Source organism: Pelomonas parva (assembly GCF_043555835.1).
In the GTDB taxonomy this organism is placed as follows: domain Bacteria; phylum Pseudomonadota; class Gammaproteobacteria; order Burkholderiales; family Burkholderiaceae_C; genus Pelomonas; species Pelomonas parva.
In genome coordinates this window covers 207,538-231,654 of record NZ_JBIGHV010000005.1, presented here as the reverse complement: position 1 = coordinate 231,654, position 24,117 = coordinate 207,538, and the positions used below count along the sequence as shown (strand labels likewise).

Genomic DNA, 24,117 nt, shown 5'->3' with positions numbered 1-24,117 from the left:
GGATCTTTGATGAGAATGATTCTCATTGTATGTGTCGGCGCGAGGCCGGCCCGTCAACCGTTTCAGCGCGGGTTCAGGCTCTGCAGCAGCAGGTCGCAAGCCTTCAGCGCCTTGGCGAAGTCCAGCCGCGCGATGGCGCCGGACAGTGTCGCGAAGTCGGGGCCCAGCGCGCCCGCCTGGCCGGCCAGTTGCTCGCAGGCGGCGACCGAGCGCATGTTGCGCTCCACCAGCAACTGGCGCAGCTGGCGCAGCGCCTCCAGCGCCTCCTGCGGGTCCGCCGGCGCCGCCACCACCGGGGCCGGCGCGGCGGGCGGCACCAGCGCGGCGAGGCTGTCGGCCAGCAGGCGCTGCAAGGCGTCGGCATCGGCGGCACGCACATCGGCCTCGGTGCGCACCGCCTGCTCCTGCGCGCCGGCGAGCGCCGCCAGCGCCTCGGCGCCAACGGCCCCGGCCAGGCCGCGCAACGTATGCAGCACGCGCACGGCGTCCGGCACGCTGGCCTGCCGCACATGGCGGCGCAGCGCCTCTATCTCGGCCGGCACATCCTGGGCGAACGACGTGACGAGGCGCTCGTACAGCGCCTGGCGGCCGCCCAGCCGGCGCAGCGCACCGGCACGGTCCAGCAGCGGTGCCGGGGTAACCGCAGCGGCGGGCGCCGCAGCACCATCGACATGACCCACGTGGCGGCGCAGGCAAGCGACGAGCTGCTCCAGGTCGACCGGCTTGGCGACGTGGTCGCACATGCCGGCGGCCAGGCAGGCCTGGCGGTCGGCGTCCATCGCGTTGGCCGTCATGGCGATGACGAGGCTGTCCGGGCGCTTTTTCAGGATGCGCTGCGTCGCCTCGAAGCCGTCGATGTCGGGCATCTGCAAGTCCATCAGCACGGCATGGAAGGGCGGCTCCGCAACGACGGCCACGTGGGCGCCCTCGACGCCGCCGCCGGCCAGCGTGACGACGGCACCCTCGTCCTGCAGCAGCTCCTGCGCCACCTGCTGGTTGAAGCCGTTGTCCTCCACCACCAGCAGGCGCATGCCGGTCAGGCGCCGCTGCCCACCCTCGGCGCGCCGGGTGCGCGGGCCGCCATGCATGGCCTCGGCGACGGCATCCTGCAGCATCGAGGCCGTCACCGGCTTGACGAGGTAGCCGCCCAGGCTGGCCATCTCGTGCTCGCTGCGCTCGGCCAGCAGGTCGCGGCCATGGGCGGTGACCATGATGATGACCGGCGCGTCGGACTCGTGGCTGTCGCGGATGCGCCGCGACGTCTCCCAGCCGTCCAGGCCGGGCATGCGCCAGTCCATCAGGATGAGTTCGTAATGCGGCTCGCCGCGCTCGGCGGCCAGGTGGACGAGGGCTAGCGCCTGCTCGCCGCTGGCGGCCAGGTCGCAGTCCCATCCCAGGCCCTCGCCCATGCCCATCAGCACCTCGCGGGCCATGGGGTTGTCGTCGACGATGAGCACCTTCAGGCCCCGCTGCGCGGGCTGGCCCTTGGGCAGCGCGGCCGGCGCCTCGGCCAGCGCGATCTCGAAGTGGAAGCGGCTGCCCTCGCCCACCCGGCTGTCCACGGCCAGCTCGCCGCCCATCAGCGCCACCAGCCGGCGGCTGATGGCCAGCCCAAGGCCCGTGCCGCCGTAGCGCCGCGACGTGCTCTGCTCGGCCTGGCTGAAGCCGCCGAAGATGTGCTCCAGCTTGTCCGCCGGGATGCCGATGCCGGTGTCGCTGACTTCGAAGCGGATGCGCGGCGGGTCGCTGTCGCCGTCCAGACGGGTCAGCGCCAACACCACCTCGCCGCGATCGGTGAACTTCAGCGCATTGCCGGCCAGGTTCAGCAGCACCTGGCGCAGCCGCGTCGAGTCGCCCACCAGCGCGGCCGGCAGCCGCGGGTCGACACGGAACAGCACCTCCACGTCCTTCATCCCGACGTTGGCCGACAGGATGGTGGCCAGCTCGCGCATGAAGTCGCTGAGCGCGAAGCGGTGCGCGTCCAGCTCCATCTTGCCGGCCTCGACCTTGGAGAAGTCCAGCACGTCGTTGATGACGGCCAGCAGCGCCTGCGCCGCCGTGCGGGCCTTGGAGGCGTAATCGTGCTGGCGCGGCGTCAGCTCCGTGCGCAGCAGCAGGTTGAGCATGCCGAGGGCGCCGCTCATCGGCGTGCGGATCTCGTGGCTCATGTTGGCGAGGAAGTCGCTCTTGGCCTGGCTCGCGGCCTCGGCGGCGACGCGGGCGCGCACCAGGTCGACCTCGGCCCGGTGGCGCTCGGTCACGTCGATGAGCATCTGCACGACATTGACGATCCGGCCACGGCGGTCGCGGATGGCGCTGGCGCTGCCGTCGACGAACAGCTCGCCGCCGCCCGGCAGCGCAAAGCCGCGCTCGAAGCGCACATGCTCCAGCCGCCCCGCCGCCAGCCGCGCCAGCTCGGTGCCGGGCGCGCGGCCGACGCGGAAGTCGGGCAGCTCGGCCAGCCGGGCGCCGCGCAACTCCTCGCCGGTGCGGCACAGCATGGCCGTCAGCGCCTGGTTGACCTCCAGCAGGACGCCCTGGGCATCGCACAGCGCAATGCCCACCTGGGCGCGCTCGAAGACGCCGCGGAAACGCTGTTCGCTGTCGTTCAGCGCCCGGGTGCGCTGCTCCACGCGAGCCTCCAGCAGCTGCTTCTCCACCACCAACTGCTCGGCCATGTGATTGAAATTGCGCGCCAGCTCGCGGAACTCGGCGAAGCCGCAGACCGGCGCGCGCTCGCCGAGGCTGCCGCCCGCGATGCGCGCCACCGCACGATTCAGCAGCTGCACGGGCTCGACGAGGCGCCGCCCGGCCAGCAGCGCCAGGCCCAGGGCCAGCAGCAGCGCCAGGCCCAGCGTCGCCAGCAGCCGGTTGCGCAGCGCCTGGACCGGCGCGAAGGCCTCGTCGGCGTCGAGGTTGACAGCCATGCCCCAGTCCAGCGCCGGCAGATGCCGCCATGACGACAGCACTGCCGCGCCCGCATAGTTGCGCGCCAGCCCGCTGCCGCTCTCGCCGCGCAGGCCGCGTAGCGCCGGCAGGGTGGCCGCGGTCTGCGCGTCCAGCGGTCGGGCCGCCTGCTCGGGCGACATGCGCAGCAGCCTGTCGTTGACGAAGAAGGCCTGGCTGCCGACACGCTGCACCAGGACGGTCTCGCCGCTCTGCGCCAGGCCGTCGCGGTTGCTGGCGACGGCCAGCAGGCGGTTCAGGTCGAACTGCAGCACGATGCTGCCCAGGGTGCGCTCGCCATCGACGACGGCATGCACGAGGAAGAGCGTGCGCCCGCCCTCGTCATGCAGGCGCACGACCGGCGTGAGCTGGGCTTCGAGCCCAAGGATGGCGCGGCGATGCGCATCGAGCAACTCGCTGCCCGCGAAGGCGCCCGCGTCCAGCCGGGCCATCGCCGGGCTGACGCCGGCCGGCGGCTTCCACGCGAAGCTGATGCGGCCGTCCGGCTGCGCCAGCAGCAGGTTCTCGTACTTGCCGGTGTCGTAGAGCCGCTTGAAGAAGGCCCGACTGGCGGCCGGCACCTGCGTCGCGCCGGCATCGAGGCCCTGGCCCAGCAGGTAGCGCGTGTCGGCCGCCTGCGCGGCGAGCTGGGCGTCGACCCGCACCTCGTTGAGGTATTCGTTGATCTCGGCGACCTTCTTGCCCGCGATCGCCACCAGATGGTCGGTGACCGTGGCACGCAGGCTGCGCTCAAAGCTGGCGAGCTGCCAGAAGCCCATCGCGCCCAACGGCAACACCGCCAGCAGCACGAAGCCCAGCAGCAGCGCCGGCCCGATGCGCCAGGCCCGGCGCGAGGACTCGGCGACCGTCGGCCCCGTCACGCTGCGGCTCGGCGCGCTTCGGGCGAGATCATCGGCAGCGACAACCTCACGGTGGTGCCGACGCCCGGCGTCGATTCGACTTGCATCTGCCCGCCCAGCGCGAACGTGACGAGGTTGCGCACGATGTACAGGCCGGGCTCGCTGCGGTTGGGCGCGAAGCGGGTCGAGAAGAAGGGGTCGAACACCCGCCCCAGCAGTGCCGGCGCGATGCCCACGCCATGGTCTTGCACCGTGATGGTGAGCTGGTCCGTGCCCTGGGGCCGAACGCGGATGTGGACCTCGCCACCGGCCTCGCGGTAGGCATGCTTGACTGCGTTCTGGATCAGCGTCGACAACACCTTGGCCAGCGCACCGCGAAAGCTCAGCAGATGCAGGTCGTCGGCGGCATCCAGCTCGCAGCGCACCTGGTGGGCCTCCAGCATGGTCGCCAGGCTGGCGACGACCTCGTGCACCAGCTCCAGCAGCGAGAAGCTGCGCCGCTGGTCGCCGAAGTTGTCGGCCGTGGACTGCATGAACGAGTCGACGATGGACAGCGTGCGCTGCAGGTTGGACAGCACCAGGCTGACGCTCTCCTCGCTGACGCGCAGATGCTTGTCGAGGTCGCTGCGCTTGATGCTGCCGGCGTTGCTGAGGCCGCGAAGATGGGCCAGGTCGTCCTGCAGCGTGCAAGCCGAGATCAGCGCATTGCCCAGCGGCGAAGACAGCTCCTGGGCGATGCCCGCGATGGTGCGGCCCACCGACGCCAGCTTGTCGCGCTGGAACAGCTCGATCTGCGAACGCGCGAAGCTCTCCGACGCCAGCTTCAGCGCCAGCTGCGTGCGCACGCGGGCCTTGACGACGACGTCGACGAATGGCTTGGGGATGTAGTCGACCGCGCCGTGGGCAAAGCCCTCGGCCTCGTCGGCGGCGCTGCCCTGCACGGTGACGAAGATGACGGGGATGGCGCGGGTGCGCGGGTCGGCCTTGAGGCGGTCGCAGACCTCGTAGCCGCTCATCTCGGGCATCAGCACATCGAGCAGGATGAGGTCGGGCAGTTGTTGAGCGCAGAAGGCCAGCGCCTCGGCGCCGCTGGTGGCCATCGACACCTCGCAGTCGTCCACCAGAAGCTGGTAGAGCGCGTGGATGTTGCTCGGTTGGTCGTCGACGACAAGGATCAGCGGCATGGCGGCTCAGGATAACCGCGCGATCATGCTGTCTCGGCGCGCCGGGACGGTGGTTTTCCCCAGCGTGGCGCCGGCGCAGCGGCCGGCAGCCGTGGAGTCTTTCGCGGCTGGCCGACTTTTCAGTTGGGCCGAGCGCCGGGCCGCGCCCAAGCCGGCCCGTCAGGCGATGTGCTTGCGGCTCAATGCCGAAAGCATCGCCGTCCCCTCGGGGGCTGAGGCCGGACACGGCAAGTCCTGTTGACTTGTCGTGCCTGCCGAAAAGCAGCCGCTCTGTCGGCTGCGCGGTCTGCAAGACCGACCAGGCGCGCCCGCGTCCAGCGGCGCGAGACTGTGCGAGGGGCAGCTTCATTCCAGCCACACATAATCCGCCGGCTCAACGAACCCGCTTCATGCCCCAGCGCACGCTCACGCTCGGTCTTCTCTGGCTTGCCATGGCGGCGCTCATCGCGCTGCTGGCCTTGCTCCTCAGCCTGCGCGGCAGCGCGGGCGGAGCCGTCGATGCCGCGCTCGCGCTGACGGTGCTGCTGCTGCCGCTGCCGCCGCTGTGCGTGGCCGCACTGCGCCGCCGCCACGGCGATGCCCTCGCCCACATCGCCGCCGCCCGGGCTGCCACCGAGGCCAAGACCCGCTTCCTCGCGCAGATCAGCCACGAGATCCGCACGCCCATGAACGCCATCATGGGCATGAACCAGCTGGCGCTGCAGACGCCGCTCAGCGCCGAACAGCGCGACCTGCTGCTGAAGGCCGACGCCGCCTCGCGCACGCTGCTGAGCCTCATCAACGACGTGCTGGACGTGTCCAAGATCGAAGCCGGCCACATGCAGATCGAGGCCCGACCGCTGCGGCTGGAGGATGTTGTCGCCCAGGCCGTCGAGCTGGTGCGGCCGCTGCACCCCAACCCGGCCGTCACGCTGATCTGCGACTGGGCCGACACCGCCCTGCTGGGTGCGCAGGGCCAGCTGCATGGCGACGCGCTGCGCCTGCAGCAGGTGCTCGTCAACCTGCTGTCCAACGCCCTCAAGTTCACGCCGGAGGGTCAGGTCGTGCTGCGCCTGGCGATGCGCCCGCCCGAGGCACCGGACGGCGTGCCCCTGCTCATCAGCGTGCAGGACAGCGGCATCGGCATGTCGGCCGAACAGGCCGCCGGCCTGTTCCGCCAGATCAACCCCGGCGAGACTGCCATGCCGCGGCGCCATGGCGGCACCGGCCTGGGCCTGGCCATCGCACACCGCCTCGTCGAGCTGATGGGCGGCCGCCTGACCGTGCGCAGCGAGCCCGGCCAGGGCAGCCGCTTCGACATCCAGCTGACGCTGAGGCTGGACCGCAGCGCGCACGCACCCGCCGCGCTGCCGCCGCGCCGCGTGCTGCTGGCCGAGCCGCATGCCGACAGCCGCGCGGCGACGCAGGCCTTGCTGGGTCATCTCGGGCTGGCCGGCGGCCTGGTCGTGGCCGGCCATGCCGAGGCCATGCTCGCGGCGCTGGACCAGGCCCGCCACGCCGGGCCCGGCTTCGACTGGCTGCTGCTGGACTGGCACCTGCCGGGCCCCGGCCCGACCGGCGCCGAGCTGCTGGCCCGGCTGCGCCGCGACCACCCGGCGCTGCGCGTGGCCGTGCTGAGCCCGCCGGGGCTGGACGACGGCAGCGCGCAGGCGCGGGCCTTCGGCGCCCGGGCGCTGTGCGCCAAGCCGCTGCTGCCCGGCGAGCTGCGCCGCCTGCTGGGCAGCCACGGCAGCGGGGCCGGCGAGCGCTCGGCCTTCGTCGATCGCCAGTCCCTGGCTGGGCTGCGCGTGCTGCTCGTGGAGGACCATCCCGTCAACCAGGAGATCGCGCTGCGCCTGCTGGGCAGCCGCGGCGCCCAAGTGGCGCTGGCGGGCAATGGCCAGGAGGGTCTGGACAAGCTGCTAGCCGGCGGCCCCGAGGCCTACCACCTGGTGCTGATGGACTTGCAGATGCCGGTGCTCGACGGCCTGACTGCGACGCGGCGCTTACGCGCGCTGCCCGGCTTCGCGACGCTGCCGGTGCTGGCCATGACGGCCCATGCGCTGGCCGAGGAGCGCGCCCAGTGCCTGGCCGCCGGCATGCAGGGCCACATCGCCAAGCCGCTGGACGTGGCCCGCCTGGTGCGCGAGCTGCAGCCCTACCGGCCCGCACCGGCGCCGCCGCCCGCACCTGTGCTCGACATGAGCCTGGGTATCCGCCAGTTCGACGGCCAGACCGCGCTGTACCGGCGCACGCTGCAGGGCTTTGCCGCGCAGTACGCCGGCGGACTCGCCGGCTGGGCCGACTGGCTGGCCGGTGGCGAATGGGCCGAGCTGCGCCGCGCCGCGCACACGCTGCAGGGGCTGGCCGCCACGCTGGGCGCCCAGGGCCTGCACCGCGCGGCGCTGGCGCTGGAACGCAGTGCCGCCGGGGCCGACGCGGGCGCCGCCGGCGAGCAGCTGGGCCGCGTCGAAGCCGCGCTGCGCCAGGTGCTGGTCGAAGTGCAGCAGGCGCTGGACGCGCCCGTCGTCGCCGCCGCCCCTGTGGCACCTGCACCCGGCGACCTCGCCGACCTGCACCAGTTGCTGGCCCAGAGCGACAGTGGCGCACTGGACTGGTGGCAGGCCCACGGCGCCGGCAGCGGCCTGGACGACGCGACACGGGGCCAGGTGGAGACGGCGCTGGCGGCGCTGGACTTCGACGCGGCGCTGCTCGCGCTGCAAAGCGGCACGCCATGACACGGCCGACGCTGGTCGTCGTTGGCCCCGTCGGCACGCGCTGGCTGTTCTGCCTCATCGTCGCGTCGGCGCTGGCGGCCTGGGCCAGCGAAACCCGGCTGGGTGTCATCGATCCGAACGACCGCATCGCCTACCCGCTGCTGGCGTTCGCCTTCGCGCTGCTGGCCTGGCTGACCCACTCGCGGCCTCTGCAGCTGAGCCAATGGCAGCGCGGCGGCGTCACGCTGCTGGCGCTGTACTTCTGCTGCAGCATGCTGGCCTTCACGCTGCGGCCCGACCCCGGGCCCAGTCTCTACACGCTGGCCAGCCTGGCGCCGTGGACGCTGGGCGGCTGCCTGCTGCTGTTCGCGACCTGGCGGGCCGGCCAGGCGCTGCTGATCTCGCTGGCGCTGCTGGCGCTGATGCTGGCGCCGCCGACGCTGCTGCGCTTCGCCGGCCAGCCGCCGGCCTGGCTGGTCGAGGCCTGGCCGCTGCTGGCCAACCTGGCGCTGTGCCAGACGATGTTCTGCCTGGCGCTGTGGGGCCTGTCCTGCCAGTTGTCGCGGCTGATCCAGCTCGCCCCGGCAGGCGCGGGCCTGACCACGACGGACGACCTCGTCAAGGCCCGCACGGCTGAGCTGGAGCGCTCGCGCGCCGCGGCCGAGGCGGCCTCGCGCGCCAAGTCCGACTTCCTCGCCAACATCGGCCACGAGATCCGCACGCCGATGAACACCGTGCTGGGCCAGACGCGCCTGCTGCTCGCCGGCCGCATGGCCGCCGAGCAGCGCGCCCAGCTGGAGGAGGTGGCGCAGGCGGGCGAGTCGCTCATCAAGCTGATCGACGGCCTGCTCGACTACGCTGACCTCGACGCTGGCCGCATGCAGCTGGCCGCCGAGCCGCTGCGGCTGGAGACCGTCATCGGCAGCGCCGTCGAGGCCGTGCGGCCAGCGGCGCAGGCGCGGCAGCTGGAGCTGCTGTGCGAGATCAAGTCGACCGAACTGCTGGGCTCGGCCGGCGCTCGCCGTGGCGATATGGCGCGGCTGACGCAGCTGGTCACCGAGTTGTTGGTCAACGCCATCAAGTTCACGCCGGCCGGGCAGATCAAGCTGACGGCCGCGCTGGACGCTGGCGGCGCCTGGCGGCTGCAGGTGCGCGACAGCGGCGTGGGGATGTCGGCCGAGCAGATGGACCGCCTCTTCACGCCCTTTGCACAGGCGGAGGCCGGCGCCAGCCGGCGCTTCGGCGGCACGGGCCTGGGCCTGGCCATCTGCCGCGCGCTGGCCGACCGCATGGGCGGCACGCTGACCGCGCGCAGCACGCCGGCCCGGGGCAGCGAGTTCGAGCTGCTGCTGCCGCTGCCACCCAGCCCCGAGCTGCCACTGCCACGCCTGGCCCCGCTGCGCAGCATCCTCATCGTGCAGGCCGCGCACAGCGCCGGCCACGAGGCGCTCGTGGCTCTCGTGAAGGCGCTGGCACCGACGGCACGCCTGGAGCTGCTCAGCCAGGGCAGCCAGGCACTGGGCCGCCTGGCGCGCACGCCGCCCAGCCAGCCGCACGACCTGATGCTGGTCGACTGGGTGCTGCCCGACATGGAAGGCGGCGAGCTGCTGCAGCGCCTGGCCGAGGCCGGCCCGCCCTGCGTGCGGCGCATCGTGCTGCTCAGCGCCTTCGACACGCCGGTGCTGCGGGGCCGCGCGCTGCGCCAGGGCGCCCAGGCGCTGTGCGCCAAGCCGCTGCTGCCGCACACGCTGCGCCGCCTGCTCGACCTGGAGCGCCCGCTGGCGGGCCTGCCGCCGCCGGTCGTGCCTGCTGCGGTGACGAGCGATGCCGTGGCCACCGTCACCGACCCGGCCACGCTGATCGGCGAGCTGGACACGCTGCTGGGCGAGGCCGACAGCACGGCGCTGACACTGTGGGACAAGCACGGCTCCACCTTCATCGGCATGCTGCCAGCACCCCAGGCCAAGGCGCTGGCCAGCGCGATGCAGCGCTTCGATTTCGACGCCGCCCAGGCCGCACTGCGCGGGGAGCACAAGCCATGATGCCAACGGTCCTCGTCGTCGACGACACGCCGGCCAACCTGACGCTGCTGGCCCAGGTGTTGAAGCCGGACTACCGCGTGCAACTCGCCGTCAGCGGCGCCAAGGCGCTGGAGATCTGCCGCCGCCAGCCGCCCGACCTCATCGTGCTCGACGTGATGATGCCGGAGATGGACGGCTACGAGGTCTGCCGCATTCTGAAGGCCGACCCGGCGACGCGGCGCGTGCCCATCATCTTCCTGACCGCGCTGACGCGCACCGAGGACGAGAGCAGCGGCTTCGAGGCCGGCGGCGCCGACTTCATCCACAAGCCCTTCAACCCGGCCACCGTGACGGCGCGCGTGCGCACCCACCTGCAGCTCAAGCTCGCCGAGGACCAGTTGCTGCGCCACAACGCCCAGCTCAGCGGCGAGCTGGACGCGCGCCGCCGCGAGGTGGAGCGGCTGCGCGACACGACGCTGTTCGTCATGGTGAGCCTGGCCGAGTTCCGTGACGCCGACACCGGCAACCACATCCAGCGCACGCAGGAGTACGTGCGCACGCTGGCCACCTGGCTGGCCGCCCAGCCCGGCGGCCCTGCCGACCTGACCGAGTTCGCCATCGACGAGCTGGCCAAGGCCGCGCCGCTGCACGACATCGGCAAGGTGGCCATCCCCGACGGCATCCTGCTCAAGCCCGGCAAGCTGTCGGCCGACGAATGGCGGGTCATGAAGACGCACGCAGAGCATGGCGCCGACCTGCTGCAACGCGCCATCGACAAGCTGGGCGAGGACGCGGGCCTGATGCTGACCTTCGGCAAGCAGATCGCCCGTCACCACCACGAGAAGTGGGACGGCAGCGGCTACCCGGACGGCCTGGCCGGCGAGGCCATCCCGCTGTCGGCGCGGCTGATGGCGGTGGCCGATGTCTACGACGCGTTGATCAGCGTGCGGCCCTACAAGCAGTCCATGACGCACGACGAGGCGCTGGCATTCATCCGCAACGGCAGCGGCAGCCATTTCGACCCGGGCGTGGTGGCGGCGCTGGAGGCCTGCGTCGACGAGGTCCGGCAGATTGCGTCGAGGTGGGCCGATTGATAATCCGCCCCCCATGCAGACCGGTCCCATCCTCAACATCTCCTGCTACCTCTTCGTCTCGCTGGCCGACACGGCGGCGCTGCGCGACCGCCTGGAGGCCCGGGCGCTCGCCCTGGACCTCAAGGGCACGGTGCTGATCGCCGAAGAAGGCATCAATCTGTTCCTGGCCGGGCCGGCCGCAGCCGTCAACGCCTGGGTGAACGAGCTGCGCGCCGACGCCCGCTTCGCCACGCTGACGCCCAAGGAGAGCTGGAGCGAGGTGCAGCCCTTCCAGCGGCTGAAGGTCAAGGTCAAGCCGGAGATCATCCGCATGAACCGGCCCACCGTCCGCCCCGACCAGGCGCCCCGCGCGCCCGCGCTGGCGCCAGCCACGCTGGTGCGCTGGCTGGACCAGGGCCATGACGACGCCGGCCGCGAGGTCGTGCTGCTGGACACGCGCAACGGCTTCGAGGTCGACCAGGGCGCCTTCAACGGCGCCATCGACTGGCGGCTGGACAAGTTCAGCGACTTCCCGGCCGCGCTGGAGGCGCACAAGGGCGAGCTGGCCGGCAAGACGGTGGTGAGCTACTGCACCGGCGGCATCCGCTGCGAGAAGGCCGCCATGGTCCTGGAGGCGCAGGGCCTGACCGCCTGGCAGCTGGACGGCGGCATCCTGAAGTACTTCGAGGACACGGGCGGCAAGCATTACCACGGCAACTGCTTCGTCTTCGATGACCGCAGAGGCGTCAACGCGGATCTCAGTCCCACGTGAGCAGCCGCTTCGGTGACGTGGCGCTGAAGCTGGTCGGCATCCTGCTGATGCTGGCGGCGCTGGGTTTTGCCGTCAGCAAGGCGCCGGACCGCTCGCTGGAGAGCCTCATACCGCGCTGGGCACAGCCGCCGTCGGACTTCGTCGACGTGGACGGCCTGCTCGTCCACTACCGCGACCAGGGCCCAACGAGCGACCCGCTGCCCCTCGTGCTCATCCACGGCACCGGCGCCAGCCTGCACACCTGGGAAGGCTGGGTGGCGGAACTTAGCGAAACGCGCCGCGTCATCAGCTTCGACCTGCCCGGCTTCGGCCTGACTGGGCCGAACGCCGACGGCGACTACAGCGACGCCCGCTACGTCGCCTTCGTGCGCAACCTGCTGTCCCGCCTGGGCATAGGCCGGGCCATCGTCGGCGGCAATTCGCTGGGCGGCGAGATCGCCTGGCAGCTGGCGCTGGCCGACCCGGCGCGCGTGGCCGGCCTGGTGCTGGTCGACGCCGCCGGCCACGACTTCGTGCCCGAGTCGCTGCCGCTGGGCTTTCGCATCGCCCGCATCCCGGTGCTGCGCGAGCCCATGCGCTGGCTGCTGCCGCGCCGCGCCATCGAGGCGAGCGTCATCGACGTCTACGGCGACCCGGCGCGCGTCACCGCCGCACTGGTGGACCGTTATTACGAACTGACGCTGCGCGAGGGCAACCGCGTCGCGCTGATGCGCCGCATGGACCAGCTCGCGCCAGGGCCGGTCGAGCGCCTGCCCGAGATCAAGGTGCCCACGCTCATCCTCTGGGGCGGCAAGGACCGGCTCATCCCGCCGCGCTGGGGCGAGGCCTTCCACGAGGCCATCCCGGGCAGCCGCCTGGTGACGTTTGCCGCCCTGGGCCATGTGCCTCAGGAGGAAGACCCGGCTGCTACCCTTGCGGCCTTGCGTGATTGGCTACCTGCCGTCACCCGCTGAATACCGTCCCACCCAAAAGGTCCGACATGAAGAAAACCGCCCTGTTCACCCTGGCCCTGGCCGCCACGCTGGCCCAGGCCCAGGCCCCCGAATGGAAGAAGCTGCGCATCGGCGTCGAGGGCGCCTACCCGCCGTTCTCCGAGATCGGCCCCGACGGCAAGTTGAAGGGCTTCGAGATCGAGCTGCTGCAGGCCTACTGCGCGGAGATGAAGGCCCAGTGCACCATGGTGCAGCAGGAGTTCGACGGCCTCATTCCGGCGCTGCAGTCACGCAAGGTGGACGCCATCTTCGCCAGCGTCTCCATCACCACCGAGCGCCAGAAAGTGGTCGCCTTCTCCAAGCCCTACTACGCCACGCCGGCCCGCCTCGTCGCCAAGGCCGGTGCCAAGCTGGAGCCCACCGCCGCCGGCCTGAAGGGCAAGAAGATCGGCGTGCAGCGCGGCACGACGCACGAGACCTATGCCGCCGCCACCTTCAAGCAGAGCGACATCGTGCGCTACGGCAGCCAGGATCAGGTCTTCCTGGACCTGAAGAGCGGCCGCATCGACGCCACGCTGATGGACTCGCCGGCCGCCGACTTCGGCTTCCTGAAGAAGCCCGAGGGCAAGGGCTTCGCCTTCATCGGCGGCAACGTTCTCGATGACAAGTTCTTCGGCGTCGGCACCGGCGTGGGCATGCGCAAGGCCGACGAGGCCACGCTGGGCAAGAAGTTCAACGCCGCCATCGATGCGCTGCAGGCCAACGGCACGTTCAAGAAGCTGGCCGACAAGTACTTCGACTACGACATCTCGCCCAAGAAGTGATGCGACGGCGCGCCGCACTGACAGCCGCTCTGGCCTTTGCATCGGCTGCCCGCGCCCAGGCGCCGCAGCGGCTGCGCATCGGCTTTGCGGTCGGCTACGCGCCCTTCAGCGAGATCGGCACCGACGGCCAGCTCAAGGGCTTCGAGATCGACGTGGCCGACGCCCTGTGTCGTCACATGGGGATGCAGGTCACGCCGGTCATCCTGGACTTCGACGGCCTCATCCCCGCCCTGCAGTCGCGCAAGATCGACGCCATCCTGGCCTCGATGTCGATCACGCCGCAGCGCCAGCAGCTCATCGCCTTCTCGTCGCCCTACTACTTCTCGCCGGTGCGCATGGTCATGCGCAGCAACGCCGGGCTCACCGTCAGCGCGCAAGGGCTGAAGGGTCGGCGCATCGGCGTGGAGCGCGGCACCATCCATGAGCGCTTCCTGGCCGAGCAGTTCAAGGGCAGCCAGGTGCTGCGCTATGCGACGCAGGACCAGGTCTTCCTGGACCTCAAGGCCGGCCGGCTGGACGCAACGCTGGTGGACGCCGTCATCGCGCAGTTCGGCTTCCTGAACCACGCCGAGGGCCGCGGCTTCGGCTTCCACGGGCCGGACTTCGGCCGTGACGAGCGCCACTATGGCAAGGGCATCGGCGTGGGCCTGCGCAAGGAAGACGCCCCGACGCTGGGCAAGCGGGTCGATGATGCCCTGGCCGCGTTGCGCCGCAACGGCACGCTGAAGGCGCTGAACGACCGCTATTTCAGCTTCGACCTCGTTTCACAGCGCTAGTCATGTTGCTGCACGGTTTTCTTCCCAGCCTCCTCGAAGGCGCATCCGTCACGCTGGGCGTGGCGCTGTCGTCCCTGGCCGTCGCCATCGTGCTGGGCCTGGCCGGCGCGCTGGCCAAGCTGTCGCGCTCACGCGTGGCGCAAGGCCTGGCGACCGTCTACACGACGCTGATCCGTGGCGTGCCCGACCTGGTGCTGATGCTGCTCGTCTTCTACGGCGGGCAGGTCGCCATCAACACGCTGGCGCCGATGCTGGGCCATGAGGACTACATCGACATCAACCCCTTCGTGGCGGGTGTGCTGACCATCGGCTTCATCTTCGGCGCCTACCTGACCGAGTCCTTCCGCGGTGCCTTCCTCGCCGTGCCGCCGGGTCAGCGCGAGGCCGGCCTGGCTTTCGGCATGAGCCCGCGCCAGGTGCTGTGGCGCATCACGCTGCCGCAGATGCTTCGCCATGCGCTGCCGGGCCTGTCCAACAACTGGCTGGTGCTCGTCAAGAGCACGGCCATCGTCTCGGTCATCGGCCTGTCGGACCTGATGACGCGTGGCCAGCAGGCGGCCGGCAACACGCGCGAGCCCTTCAGCTTCTACCTCGCAGTGGCGCTGATCTACCTGGTCTTCACCAGCGTGTCGGAGCTGGGCTTTGCCTGGGCGCAGAAGCGGCTGGCCATCGGGGTGAAGGAGGGGCGGCTGTGAGTTTTGAAGCCATCGTCGAGAACCTGCCGATGTATGTGGCCGGCCTAGGCATCACGCTGAAGCTGCTGGTGCTGTCGCTGCTGAGCGGCCTGCTGCTGGCCGTGCCCCTGGCGCTGGTGCGCACGGTCTCCAAGGGCTGGGGTTCGCGGCTGGTCTGGGCCTACACCTACGTGTTCCGCGGCACGCCGATGCTGGTGCAGCTCTTCCTCTGCTACTACGGCCTGGCGCAGTTCGACGCGGTGCGCGAGAGTTGGGCGTGGCCCTGGCTGTCGTCGGCCACCTTCTGCGCCTGGCTGACCTTCACGCTGAACACGGCGGCCTACACGACCGAGATCATCGCCGGCAGCATCCGCGCGCTGCCGGCCGGCGAGATCGAGGCAGCCAAGGCGCTGGGCATGGGCCGGGGCCTGATGCTGCGCCGCATCGTGCTGCCCGCCGCCCTGCGCCGCGCGCTGCCGGCCTACGGCAACGAGGCCATCTTCATGCTGCACGGCACGTCGCTGGCCAGCGTCGTCACGCTGATGGACCTGACCGGCACCGCCCGCCTCGTCAACTCCACGTACTACGTCCCGTTCGAGGCCTTCATCACGGCCGGCGCCTTCTACTTCGTGCTGACGCTCAGTCTGGTTGGGCTGTTTCGCTGGGCCGAGAACCGCTGGCTGAAACCCATGATGTCCCGCTGACCATGCAAGTGATCCGTCACCCTTTGATCTCCCCCGCGCCGGGTACCCAGCGCGAACTGGTCTCGCTGCACTACGGCCAGACCGGCGGCCAGAAGGCCTACATCCAGGCCTCGCTGCACGGCGATGAGCTGCCCGGCATGCTGGTGGCCCACCACCTGCGCCAGCAACTGGCCGCGCTGGAAGCGGCCGGCCAGATCAGCGGCGAGATCGTCCTGGTGCCGATGGCCAACCCCATCGGCCTGAGCCAGTTCCTGCTGCACGCCCACCTGGGCCGCTTCGAGCTGATGTCGGGGGAGAACTTCAACCGCCACTACCCCGATCAGGTCGCCGCCGTCGCGCAGGCGGTGGAGTCGCAGCTGGGCGCGGACGCCGCCGCCAACGTCACCTTGCTGCGCCGTGCGCTGAAGGCCGCCGTGCTGGCCTCGCCGGTCGACACCGAGCTGCAGTCGCAGCGCCGCACGCTGATGAGCCTGTCCTGCGACGCCGACATCGTGCTGGACCTGCACTGCGACGCCCAGGCGCTGATGCACCTTTACACCGAGACGCCCTGCTGGCCCGACTGCGAACCGCTGGCGCGCTTCCTGGGCTCGCGCCTGACGCTGCTGGCGCAGGACTCGGGCGACAACCCGTTTGATGAAGCCTGCTCGCAGGTCTGGTGGAAGTGGGACAGGCACTTCGGCGGCCGCTTCCCCATCCCGCAGGCCTGCCTGTCGGTCACCGTGGAACTGCGCGGCGCCTGCGACGTGACGCATGAACTGGCCGCTGCGGACGCAAAGAACATCGTCGACTTCCTGCGCTGGCGCGGCCTCATTGCGGGCGACAAGCCGGCCCTGCCCGACGCGGTCGGCGACGCCCGCCCGCTGGCCGGCAGCATGCCCATCAAGTCGCCCGTGCCCGGCGTGCTGACCTTCCTGAAGAACGTCGGCGCCGAGGTCAAGGCCGGCGAGGTGCTGGCCCATGTCATCGACCCGATCACGGCCGAGGTGACTGAGCTGAAGAGCCCCGTCGACGGCCTGTTCTTCGCGCGCGACTTCCTGCGCTTTGCCAACGCCGGCATGCGCGTCGCCAAGGTCGCCGGCCGCGAAGCCCTGCGTACCGGCAAGTTGCTCGGAGCTTGAGAAAAGATGATCCAACTCCAGGCCACCAACATCCACAAGCGCTTCGGCGAGCGCGAGGTGCTGAAGGGCATCTCGCTGGCCGCCAGCCGCGGCGACGTCGTCACGCTGATCGGTTCATCGGGCTCGGGCAAGAGCACCTTCCTGCGCTGCCTGAACCTGCTGGAGCAGCCCAACGAAGGTGAGCTGAGCCTGTGCGGCGAAAGCCTGAAGCTCGTGCGCGACCGCGACGGCAGCCTGAAGGCCGGCGAGGCCAGGCAACTCCAGCTCTGGCGCGCCAAGCTGGCCATGGTGTTCCAGAACTTCAATCTCTGGGCCCACATGACGGTGCTGGAGAACGTCATCGAGGCGCCGATCCATGTGCTCGGCAAGCCCAGGGCCGAGGCCATCGAGCGCGCCCAGGCGCTGCTGGCCCGCGTCGGCGTGGCGCACCGCGCCGGCGTCTACCCGGCCCAGCTGTCGGGCGGCGAGCAGCAGCGCGTCGCCATCGCCCGCGCGCTGGCCGTGGACCCCGAGGTTATGCTGTTCGACGAACCCACGTCGGCGCTGGACCCGGAGCTGGTCGGCGAGGTGCTGAAGGTGATGCGCGACCTGGCGGCGGAGGGCCGCACGATGGTGGTCGTCACGCACGAGATGGGCTTTGCGCGCGAGGTGTCCAACCACTGCCTGTTCCTGCATCAGGGCAAGGTCGAGGAAGAAGGCAACCCCAAGGAGATGCTGTTGCGCCCGCAGTGCGAGCGGCTGCAGCAGTTCCTCAGCGGCGGCTTGAAGTAGGCGTGAAATAGGCCATGCATCGCGCGCTGGTCCGGTTGCTGTGGCGCGCATTGGCGGTACTGAGCCTGGTGCTCGCCATGCTGGGCCTGGTGCTGCCCTTGCTGCCTGCCGTGCCCTTCCTGCTGCTGGCCGCCTGGGCCGCGAGCAAGGGCTGGCCGGCGCTGGAGGCCTGGCTGTTGAACCACACCCACTTCGGCCCCCACATCCGCAGCTGGCGCGACCACGGCGCCGTGCCACGCCGTGCCAAGTGGCTGGCCACCGTCATGATGACGTGCAGCGCCGTCATGCTGATGTTCATGCCCGTGCCGCTGGCCGTGCAGCTGGGGGTGCCGGCGATCATGGCCACCGTGGCGATCTGGCTGTGGCGACGGCCTGAAAACTAAGGTTTCGGCTTGTTGCCGGCAAAGGCCTCGGCGTCGTCCGCATAGACCGCGTCCCGGAAAGCCCGGTTCAGCTTGCCGTCGCCCGGCGGGTAGAACTGCGTGAACAGCACCGCCGCGATGCCGTGCTTGGGGTCGACCCAGAACAGCGTGTTGGCCGCGCCGTCCCAGAAGAACTCGCCCGGCGCGCCGGAGAACTCGCCCGAGTTGCGCGGCGGCCCGACGCGCACGCCGACGTTGATGCCGAAGCCGACGTTGCCCTTGCTGGGCAGCCACGAGCGGTCGGTCAGCTCGGCCGGCAGCGCATCCGTCGCCATTAGCTTGACCGTCTCCGCTTTCAGCACCCGCGTCCCGTTGGGCGCCACGCCACCGTCCAGCAGCATGCGCGCGAAGGTCATGTAGTCGTCCAGCGTCGACACCAGACCCGTGGTGCCGGTCTTGAGCTGCCAGTCGGTGTCGTTGTAGGCACGTGACTGGGCATCGGGGATGCGCTGCAGCCGGCCGTTCGCATCACGGGCGTAGCTGGGCGCGAAGCGGGCGCGGTCGGCGGCGTCGGGCGCGACATGGAAGCGCGTGCTGGCCATGCCCATGGGCTGGAACAGGTGGTCGCGCAGGTAGTCCTCGAAGCGCTGGCCCGACAGCTTCTCGACCAGGCGGGCCTGCACGTTTGTCGCCAGGTCGTAGGTCCAGCGCCGACCGGGATGCGCGACCAGAGGCGCCAAGGCCGTGCGGGCGACCAGTTCGCTCAGGTCGGATGTCCAGGCTATGCCTCGGTAGTGCGCGTTGTTGTGGCGCTCCAGGGCGGGCGGCATGCCCAAGCCGCTGGCGATGCCGCTGGTGTGCCGGCCCAGGTCGCGGATCGTGATGGCGCGCGCGGCCGGCTCGGTGACGGGCTGGCCGTCCGCCCCCTCGCCCACCCAGACCCGCGGGTTCGCGAACTCCGGCAGGTACTTGGCCACCGGGTCGTCGAGTTGGAACCTGCCCAGCTCGTAGAGCTGCATCAGCGCCACGCCGGTGAGGGGCTTGGTCATCGAGTGGATCTGCATCAGCGCGTCACGCGCCATCGCCCGGTCGGCCTCCCGGTCCGCCTGGCCGAAGGCGCCGAAATAGGCCTCGCTGCCGCCTTCATAGACGACGGCGGTGACGCCCACCAGCTCGCCGCGCTTGACCATGGCCGACAAGGCGGCGTCGATGCGCGCCGGCACGACCAGGGGGGCGGCGTGCGCTGCAGTCAGCCCGGCCAGGGCCGCTGCGAGCAGCCACCGCCGCAGGCTCAAGCGGCCGGCTCCAGCAGGCCGCGGTCCTTCAGCATGGGCTCCACGACCGGGTCGCGGCCGCGGAAAGCGCGGAAGGCCTCGCCCGGCTCGCGGCTGTTGCCGGCCGCGTAGATGCACTCGCGCAGCCGCGCCGCCACGTCGGCATCGAACACGCTTCCCGCCTCGACGAAGGCGTCGAAGGCATCGCAGTCCAGCACCTCGGCCCACAGGTAGACGTAGTAGCCGGCCGCGTAGCCCGCGCTGCTGAACAGGTGCTGGAAATGCGTCAGCCGGTGGTTCAGGCCGACCTCGGCCGGGAGCCGCCATTGCGCCAGCGTCTCTGCCTCGAAGGCGACCACGTCGGCTGGCGCTTCTGGCAACGCGTGCACCGCGATGTCGACGAGCGCGCTGGCCGTGTAGCGCAGCGTCTCGTAGCCCTGGCCGAACTGCCGCGCGGCCTGCAGCTTGGCGAGCAGTGCGTCGGGCAGCGGCTCGTCGGTTTGCCAATGCCGGGCGAAGGTCTTCAGCACCTGCGGCTCGGCCATCCAGTGTTCGTAGAGCTGGGACGGCAGCTCGACGAAGTCGCGCAGCACCTGGGTGCCGGCCAGGCGCTCGTGCTCGACGCTGGATAGCAGGCCGTGCAGGCCGTGGCCGAACTCATGGAACAGCGTGCGCACGTCGTCGAAGCTGAGCAGCGTCGGCTCGCCCGCCGCACCGCGCGCGAAGTTGTTGTTGTTCAGGATGACGGGCGTGGCGCCCAACGCGCGGCTCTGGTTGCGCAGCGCGTTCATCCACGCGCCGCTGCGTTTGGTCGGGCGGGCGAAGTTGTCCTGCAGGAATAGGCCCCGCAAGGAGCCGTCGGCGTTGAGCACCTCGTAGGCGCGCACATCCGCGTGGTAGCCGGCGATGTCCGGTCGTGGCTTGAACTGCAGGCCGAACAGGCGGCTGGCGCAGTCGAACATCGCCGCAACCATGCGCTCCAGCGGGAAGTAGGGCTTGACCTCGGCCTCGTCCAGCTCGAAGCGCGCGCGCCGGGCCTGCTCGGCGTAGAAGCGCCAGTCCCAGGGCTGGAGTTCATGAGTGGCTCCCACAGCGGCCATGGCGCCGAGAACGGCCTCGCGCTCGCGCGCCTGTGCGGCCAACGCCGGATGCCAGACGCGCTCCAGCAGGCCCATCACGGCTGCCTGGCTGCGCGCCATCGTGTCCTCCAGCGCGAAGTCGGCATAGCAGGCATGGCCATGCAGCGCGGCTTGTTCGGCGCGCAATTCGAGGATCTCGCGGCAGATGGCGCGGTTGTCCGTTTCACCCGTGTTGTCACCCCGGCCCACCCAGGCGCGCCAGGCCTGCTCGCGCAGGTCGCGCCGCGCGCTGAAAGAGAGGAAGGGCACGATCAGCGAGCGCGACAGCGTGATGACGTGAACGCCCTCCTCCAGCGCTCGCTCCACGGCCGCCTGGCGGGCCGCAGCACGCACGAAGCCGGGCAGGCCGGCAAGATCCGCCTCGCCCGCCAGCCGCAGCTGGTAGCCGTTTTCGGACGCCAGCACGTTCTGCGCAAAGCGGGTGTTCAGCTCGGCCAGCCGGGCCATGACGGCGGCATAGCGGGCCTTGGCCTCGGGCGACAGGCGCGCGCCGGCACGCAGGAAGTCCAGGTGCACACGCTCCAGCAGGCGGCGCTGCTCGGCCGACAGGCCCAGGCGCTCGCGCGCCTCGAACAAGGCGTCGACGCGGGCGAACAGCCCCGCATGCATGTAGACGGCACTGCCGTGCGCCGACAGCGGCGCAGCCAGATCGCGCTGCACGACCTGCAGCTCGGGCGACGTGGCCGAGGCGGCCAGCGTGTAGAACAAATGCTCCAGCCGGGTGAGCCGGCGGCCGCTGGCATCAAAGGCGGCGAGCGTGTTCGCAAAGCTCGGCGGCTCGACCTGAGCGGCGATCGCATCGACCTCGGCGCGGTGCTCGGCGAGCGCCGCGTCGAAGGCGGCTTGGAAGTGCCCGGGGGCGATGTCGGCAAAGGGCGGCAGGCCGTGGGCGCCGGTCCAGTCCTGCAGCAGCGGGTTGGGGTTGTTCATGGGGATCTCCCGAAACAATGAAGAAGGGCCGCTCCCTGGTGGGGGGCGGCCCGGCTGGTGGTGCAGGTCAGCGAACGGCGTGGGTCACTTGTCGGCAGCGGCCGCCTTCTCCTTGCGGATGGCCTTCTCGTCGTTCTCGTCGTAGGCCTTGTTCTGGCACTCGGCCTTCCACTTGTCATCGGCGTCGAAGTACTTTTCCTCGCGCTCTTTCACCGTCTTGAACTGCGCGTCCCGCGCATCGATCTTCTCGTTGAAGGCCTTGCGCTTGGCGTTCTGCTCGACTTCGGCCGCCTTCGCGGCCTCGAACATGGCATTGAAGGCCGTGGTGCGGGCCGTGTACGCTTCGTTGCGAGTCTTCAGGTCGGCCTTCGCCAGCTTGGGTGCCTCAGCCGTGAGCGCGGCATGAGCCGCCAGGATGGCATCCCGCTCGGCTTTCACTTCGGTGACCTGCTTGCTCAGCGCCGCTTCGCCGGCATCAAGCGTCACCTTCTCTGCCCTGATCTTCTCCTCGTTGGCCTCGAACGCGCTCTGCTCTGCCTTGATGGCCAGCGCTTCCTTGCTGTTGGCCTCCTGCTGGTCGATGCAGGCGCGCAGCTCGTCGCGAGACATCAGCTTGGGCTTGGGTTTCTCGACGACCGGCTTGCTGACCTTGTTGTTCTTCGGATCGACCTTGGCCTTGGGGTTGTTGATGACCTGTGCCTGGGCAGCGACGGCGAAAACCAGGGCCAGCGGGAGAAGAATGCGTTTCATGACGAGGGCGCAACGCGGGTTGCGAAGGTTCAAAACGGAAGGCGGCATGATGCCACGAGCCCTTCACCGCGATAATCGCGGGCTGCGCTTCGTTACCACCTCGTACCTCCACCGAATCTCCACCGAATGGCGCTCAAAGCCACCATCCACAAAGCCCAGCTGCAGATCGCCGACATGGACCGTCATGTCTACGGCGACCATGCGCTCACGATCGCCCGCCACCCCAGCGAGACCGACGAACGCATGATGGTGCGCGTTCTGGCCTACGCACTGAACGTGACGGCGGACGACCTCAACGGCCGGCTGGAGTTCACCAAGGGCCTGTCCGACGTGGACGAGCCCGACCTCTGGCAGCTCGACCTGACGGGCGAGGTGCAGCACTGGATCGACCTCGGCCAGCCCGACGAGCGCCGCCTGATGAAGGCTCACGGCCGTGCCCGCCGCGTCAGCGTCTACAGCTTCGCGTCGAGCACGCCGGTCTGGTGGGCCGGCCTTGAGAACAAGCTGACGCGCGCGCCGCGCCTGGCCGTCTGGCAAATCCCTGCCGAGCAGTCGCAAGCCCTGATCCCGCTGGCCGAACGCAGCATGCAGCTGCAGATCAGCATCCAGGACGGCAGCATCTATGTGTCGACCAGCAGTGCCTCGGTCGAGATCCATCCCGTTGCCCTGAAGACGGCCAGCGAATGACGCCGCAGCACGAACCCGACCGCCAGCGCTTCACGCTGCCGACCACGCCGGTCAGCGTGCTCGACTACCAGCTCGGGGCCGGCCGCGTCGTCTTCACGCACACCGGCGTACCGCAGGCCTACCAGGGCCAGGGCCTGGCAGCGAAGCTCGTCGAAGCCGGCCTGCAATGGGCCCGGGCAGAAGGCCTGAAGGTCCAGCCCGCCTGCAGCTACGTCCACGTCTACATCCAGCGCCACCCCGAGTGGCAGAACCTCGTCTAAGAGACCCTCACCATGTCCACGATCCTGCAATCCGTTCCCGTCGGCCAGAAGGTCGGCATCGCCTTCTCCGGCGGCCTCGACACCTCGGCCGCGCTGCACTGGATGAAGCTCAAGGGCGCCCTGCCCTATGCCTACACGGCCAACCTCGGCCAGCCCGACGAGCCCGACTACGACGAGATCCCGCGCAAGGCCATGCTGTACGGCGCCGAGAAGGCCGTCCTCGTGGACTGCCGCGCGCAGCTGGTGGCCGAAGGCATCGCCGCGCTGCAGGCCGGCGCCTTCCACATCAGCACGGCCGGCGTCACCTACTTCAACACCACGCCCATCGGCCGCGCCGTGACTGGCACGATGCTGGTGGCCGCGATGAAAGCCGACGGCGTCAACATCTGGGGCGACGGCTCGACCTACAAGGGCAACGACATCGAGCGCTTCTACCGCTACGGCCTGCTGACCAACCCGGCGCTGAAGATCTACAAGCCCTGGCTGGACCAGACCTTCATCGACGAGCTGGGCGGCCGCGCCGAGATGTCGGCCTTCATGACGGAGAAGGGCTTCGCCTACAAGATGAGCGCCGAGAAGGCCTACTCGACCGACTCCAACATGCTGGGCGCCACGCACGAGGCCAAGGACCTGGAGCACCTGAACAGCGGCATCAAGATCGTCAACCCCATCATGGGCGTGGCCTTTTGGCGCGAGGACGTGGTCGTCAAGGCCGAGACGGTGTCGGTGCGGTTTGAAGAGGGCGTGCCCGTCGCGCTGAACGGCGTCGAGTACCGCGACCCGGTAGCGCTGCTGGCCGAGGCCAATGTCATCGGCGGCCGCCACGGCCTGGGCATGAGCGACCAGATCGAGAACCGCATCATCGAGGCCAAGAGCCGCGGCATCTACGAGGCCCCCGGCCTGGCGCTGCTGCACATCGCCTACGAGCGTCTGGTCACCGGCATCCACAACGAAGACACCATCGAGCTCTACCGCGACAACGGCCGCAAGCTCGGCCGCCTGCTCTACCAGGGCCGTTGGTTCGACCCGCAGGCCATCATGCTGCGCGAATCTGCCCAGCGCTGGATTGCCCGCGCCATCACCGGCGAGGTCGCCATCGAGCTGCGCCGCGGCAATGACTACTCGCTGCTGGACACGAAGAGCCCCAACCTGACCTATGCGCCCGAGCGCCTGAGCATGGAAAAGGTCGAAGGCGCCTTCAGCCCCGCCGACCGCATCGGCCAGCTGACCATGCGCAACCTCGACATCAGCGACACGCGCGGCAAGCTGGGCGTCTACACCGGCGTGGGCCTGCTGGCCGGTGGCGGGCTGCCCAAGCTGGAAAGCTAGAGCCCTTGCGGGACAGACCGATCGAGCGCAGCGAG

Annotated in this window: 20 protein-coding genes; 15 read left to right on the top strand and 5 right to left on the bottom strand. The window is 70.3% G+C overall.

From position 1 onward, the window contains the following. Positions 1-62: 62 nt before the first annotated feature. Positions 63-3,827, bottom strand: a complete 3,765-nt coding sequence (locus ACG00Y_RS14850; RefSeq protein WP_394480083.1) for a hybrid sensor histidine kinase/response regulator — start codon at positions 3,825-3,827, stop codon at positions 63-65. Continuing rightward, the gene (locus ACG00Y_RS14845; protein WP_394480080.1) at positions 3,824-4,990 is read right to left on the bottom strand and encodes a response regulator; all 1,167 of its coding nucleotides are present in this window, start codon (positions 4,988-4,990) and stop codon (positions 3,824-3,826) included. The genes ACG00Y_RS14850 and ACG00Y_RS14845 overlap by 4 nt, the downstream gene beginning before the upstream one ends. A 389-nt stretch (positions 4,991-5,379) precedes the next feature. Here ACG00Y_RS14845 and ACG00Y_RS14840 point away from each other — a divergent pair, with 389 nt between their 5' ends. The 12 genes from ACG00Y_RS14840 to ACG00Y_RS14785 are packed head-to-tail and all read left to right on the top strand — an operon-like array spanning position 5,380 to position 17,734. After that, positions 5,380-7,707, top strand: a complete 2,328-nt coding sequence (locus ACG00Y_RS14840; protein ID WP_394480078.1) for a hybrid sensor histidine kinase/response regulator — start codon at positions 5,380-5,382, stop codon at positions 7,705-7,707. Beyond that, the gene (locus tag ACG00Y_RS14835) at positions 7,704-9,728 is read left to right on the top strand and encodes a hybrid sensor histidine kinase/response regulator (RefSeq protein ID WP_394480076.1); all 2,025 of its coding nucleotides are present in this window, start codon (positions 7,704-7,706) and stop codon (positions 9,726-9,728) included. Before ACG00Y_RS14840 ends, ACG00Y_RS14835 begins: the two co-directional genes overlap by 4 nt. Next, entirely contained in the window at positions 9,725-10,801 is a 1,077-nt protein-coding gene (locus tag ACG00Y_RS14830; protein WP_394480073.1) for an HD-GYP domain-containing protein, read from the top strand. The genes ACG00Y_RS14835 and ACG00Y_RS14830 overlap by 4 nt, the downstream gene beginning before the upstream one ends. A 13-nt stretch (positions 10,802-10,814) precedes the next feature. After that, the gene (locus ACG00Y_RS14825) at positions 10,815-11,552 is read left to right on the top strand and encodes a sulfurtransferase (protein ID WP_394480072.1); all 738 of its coding nucleotides are present in this window, start codon (positions 10,815-10,817) and stop codon (positions 11,550-11,552) included. After that, positions 11,549-12,505, top strand: a complete 957-nt coding sequence (locus tag ACG00Y_RS14820; RefSeq protein ID WP_394480070.1) for an alpha/beta fold hydrolase — start codon at positions 11,549-11,551, stop codon at positions 12,503-12,505. The genes ACG00Y_RS14825 and ACG00Y_RS14820 overlap by 4 nt, the downstream gene beginning before the upstream one ends. 26 nt (positions 12,506-12,531) lie before the next feature. After that, positions 12,532-13,308, top strand: coding sequence for an ABC transporter substrate-binding protein (locus ACG00Y_RS14815; RefSeq protein WP_394480069.1), 777 nt, complete (start codon positions 12,532-12,534; stop codon positions 13,306-13,308). Beyond that, complete coding sequence (locus ACG00Y_RS14810; RefSeq protein WP_394480067.1) at positions 13,308-14,084, top strand: transporter substrate-binding domain-containing protein; 777 nt, start codon at positions 13,308-13,310, stop codon at positions 14,082-14,084. The genes ACG00Y_RS14815 and ACG00Y_RS14810 overlap by 1 nt, the downstream gene beginning before the upstream one ends. A gap of 2 nt (positions 14,085-14,086) precedes the next feature. Then, positions 14,087-14,779 (top strand): ABC transporter permease, encoded by a 693-nt coding sequence (locus ACG00Y_RS14805; RefSeq protein ID WP_394480065.1) that lies wholly within the window; start codon positions 14,087-14,089, stop codon positions 14,777-14,779. Continuing rightward, entirely contained in the window at positions 14,776-15,462 is a 687-nt protein-coding gene (locus tag ACG00Y_RS14800; protein WP_394480063.1) for an ABC transporter permease, read from the top strand. The genes ACG00Y_RS14805 and ACG00Y_RS14800 overlap by 4 nt, the downstream gene beginning before the upstream one ends. Before the next feature lie 2 nt (positions 15,463-15,464). Continuing rightward, a complete protein-coding gene (locus ACG00Y_RS14795; protein WP_394480061.1) occupies positions 15,465-16,580 on the top strand; it encodes a succinylglutamate desuccinylase/aspartoacylase family protein in 1,116 nt (371 codons plus the stop codon). A gap of 6 nt (positions 16,581-16,586) precedes the next feature. Further along, complete coding sequence (locus ACG00Y_RS14790) at positions 16,587-17,351, top strand: ABC transporter ATP-binding protein (RefSeq protein ID WP_394480059.1); 765 nt, start codon at positions 16,587-16,589, stop codon at positions 17,349-17,351. Between the two features lie 14 nt (positions 17,352-17,365). Beyond that, the gene (locus ACG00Y_RS14785; RefSeq protein WP_394480057.1) at positions 17,366-17,734 is read left to right on the top strand and encodes a YbaN family protein; all 369 of its coding nucleotides are present in this window, start codon (positions 17,366-17,368) and stop codon (positions 17,732-17,734) included. Here ACG00Y_RS14785 and ACG00Y_RS14780 read toward each other — a convergent pair. The 3 genes from ACG00Y_RS14780 to ACG00Y_RS14770 all read right to left on the bottom strand — a co-directional run bounded on the left by ACG00Y_RS14780 (position 17,731) and on the right by ACG00Y_RS14770 (position 21,806). Then, a complete protein-coding gene (locus ACG00Y_RS14780) occupies positions 17,731-19,008 on the bottom strand; it encodes a serine hydrolase domain-containing protein (RefSeq protein WP_394480055.1) in 1,278 nt (425 codons plus the stop codon). The genes ACG00Y_RS14785 and ACG00Y_RS14780 overlap by 4 nt on opposite strands. Next, entirely contained in the window at positions 19,005-21,056 is a 2,052-nt protein-coding gene (locus ACG00Y_RS14775) for a M3 family metallopeptidase (protein ID WP_394480053.1), read from the bottom strand. The genes ACG00Y_RS14780 and ACG00Y_RS14775 overlap by 4 nt, the downstream gene beginning before the upstream one ends. A gap of 84 nt (positions 21,057-21,140) precedes the next feature. Beyond that, positions 21,141-21,806 (bottom strand): hypothetical protein, encoded by a 666-nt coding sequence (locus ACG00Y_RS14770; protein WP_394480051.1) that lies wholly within the window; start codon positions 21,804-21,806, stop codon positions 21,141-21,143. A gap of 126 nt (positions 21,807-21,932) precedes the next feature. Between ACG00Y_RS14770 and ACG00Y_RS14765 the strand changes: the two genes are divergently transcribed. The 3 genes from ACG00Y_RS14765 to argG are packed head-to-tail and all read left to right on the top strand — an operon-like array spanning position 21,933 to position 24,082. Further along, positions 21,933-22,493, top strand: a complete 561-nt coding sequence (locus ACG00Y_RS14765; RefSeq protein WP_394480049.1) for a YaeQ family protein — start codon at positions 21,933-21,935, stop codon at positions 22,491-22,493. Further along, the gene (locus tag ACG00Y_RS14760; RefSeq protein WP_394480047.1) at positions 22,490-22,753 is read left to right on the top strand and encodes a GNAT family N-acetyltransferase; all 264 of its coding nucleotides are present in this window, start codon (positions 22,490-22,492) and stop codon (positions 22,751-22,753) included. The genes ACG00Y_RS14765 and ACG00Y_RS14760 overlap by 4 nt, the downstream gene beginning before the upstream one ends. Positions 22,754-22,765: 12 nt before the next feature. Further along, a complete protein-coding gene (gene argG, locus ACG00Y_RS14755; protein ID WP_394480045.1) occupies positions 22,766-24,082 on the top strand; it encodes an argininosuccinate synthase in 1,317 nt (438 codons plus the stop codon). Positions 24,083-24,117: the final 35 nt, after the last annotated feature.

Bases quoted from the DNA above. Each gene is read 5' to 3' on its own strand.
- ACG00Y_RS14810 (WP_394480067.1), top strand. From the start codon at position 13,308: ATGCGACGGCGCGCCGCACTGACAGCCGCTCTGGCCTTTGCATCGGCT.
- ACG00Y_RS14765 (WP_394480049.1), top strand. From the start codon at position 21,933: ATGGCGCTCAAAGCCACCATCCACAAAGCCCAGCTGCAGATCGCCGAC.
- ACG00Y_RS14775 (WP_394480053.1), bottom strand. From the start codon at position 21,056: ATGAACAACCCCAACCCGCTGCTGCAGGACTGGACCGGCGCCCACGGC.
- ACG00Y_RS14845 (WP_394480080.1), bottom strand. From the start codon at position 4,990: ATGCCGCTGATCCTTGTCGTCGACGACCAACCGAGCAACATCCACGCG.
- ACG00Y_RS14815 (WP_394480069.1), top strand. From the start codon at position 12,532: ATGAAGAAAACCGCCCTGTTCACCCTGGCCCTGGCCGCCACGCTGGCC.
- ACG00Y_RS14790 (WP_394480059.1), top strand. From the start codon at position 16,587: ATGATCCAACTCCAGGCCACCAACATCCACAAGCGCTTCGGCGAGCGC.
- ACG00Y_RS14840 (WP_394480078.1), top strand. From the start codon at position 5,380: ATGCCCCAGCGCACGCTCACGCTCGGTCTTCTCTGGCTTGCCATGGCG.
- ACG00Y_RS14830 (WP_394480073.1), top strand. From the start codon at position 9,725: ATGATGCCAACGGTCCTCGTCGTCGACGACACGCCGGCCAACCTGACG.
- ACG00Y_RS14770 (WP_394480051.1), bottom strand. From the start codon at position 21,806: ATGAAACGCATTCTTCTCCCGCTGGCCCTGGTTTTCGCCGTCGCTGCC.
- ACG00Y_RS14760 (WP_394480047.1), top strand. From the start codon at position 22,490: ATGACGCCGCAGCACGAACCCGACCGCCAGCGCTTCACGCTGCCGACC.
- ACG00Y_RS14795 (WP_394480061.1), top strand. From the start codon at position 15,465: ATGCAAGTGATCCGTCACCCTTTGATCTCCCCCGCGCCGGGTACCCAG.
- ACG00Y_RS14785 (WP_394480057.1), top strand. From the start codon at position 17,366: ATGCATCGCGCGCTGGTCCGGTTGCTGTGGCGCGCATTGGCGGTACTG.
- ACG00Y_RS14835 (WP_394480076.1), top strand. From the start codon at position 7,704: ATGACACGGCCGACGCTGGTCGTCGTTGGCCCCGTCGGCACGCGCTGG.
- argG (WP_394480045.1), top strand. From the start codon at position 22,766: ATGTCCACGATCCTGCAATCCGTTCCCGTCGGCCAGAAGGTCGGCATC.
- ACG00Y_RS14805 (WP_394480065.1), top strand. From the start codon at position 14,087: ATGTTGCTGCACGGTTTTCTTCCCAGCCTCCTCGAAGGCGCATCCGTC.
- ACG00Y_RS14825 (WP_394480072.1), top strand. From the start codon at position 10,815: ATGCAGACCGGTCCCATCCTCAACATCTCCTGCTACCTCTTCGTCTCG.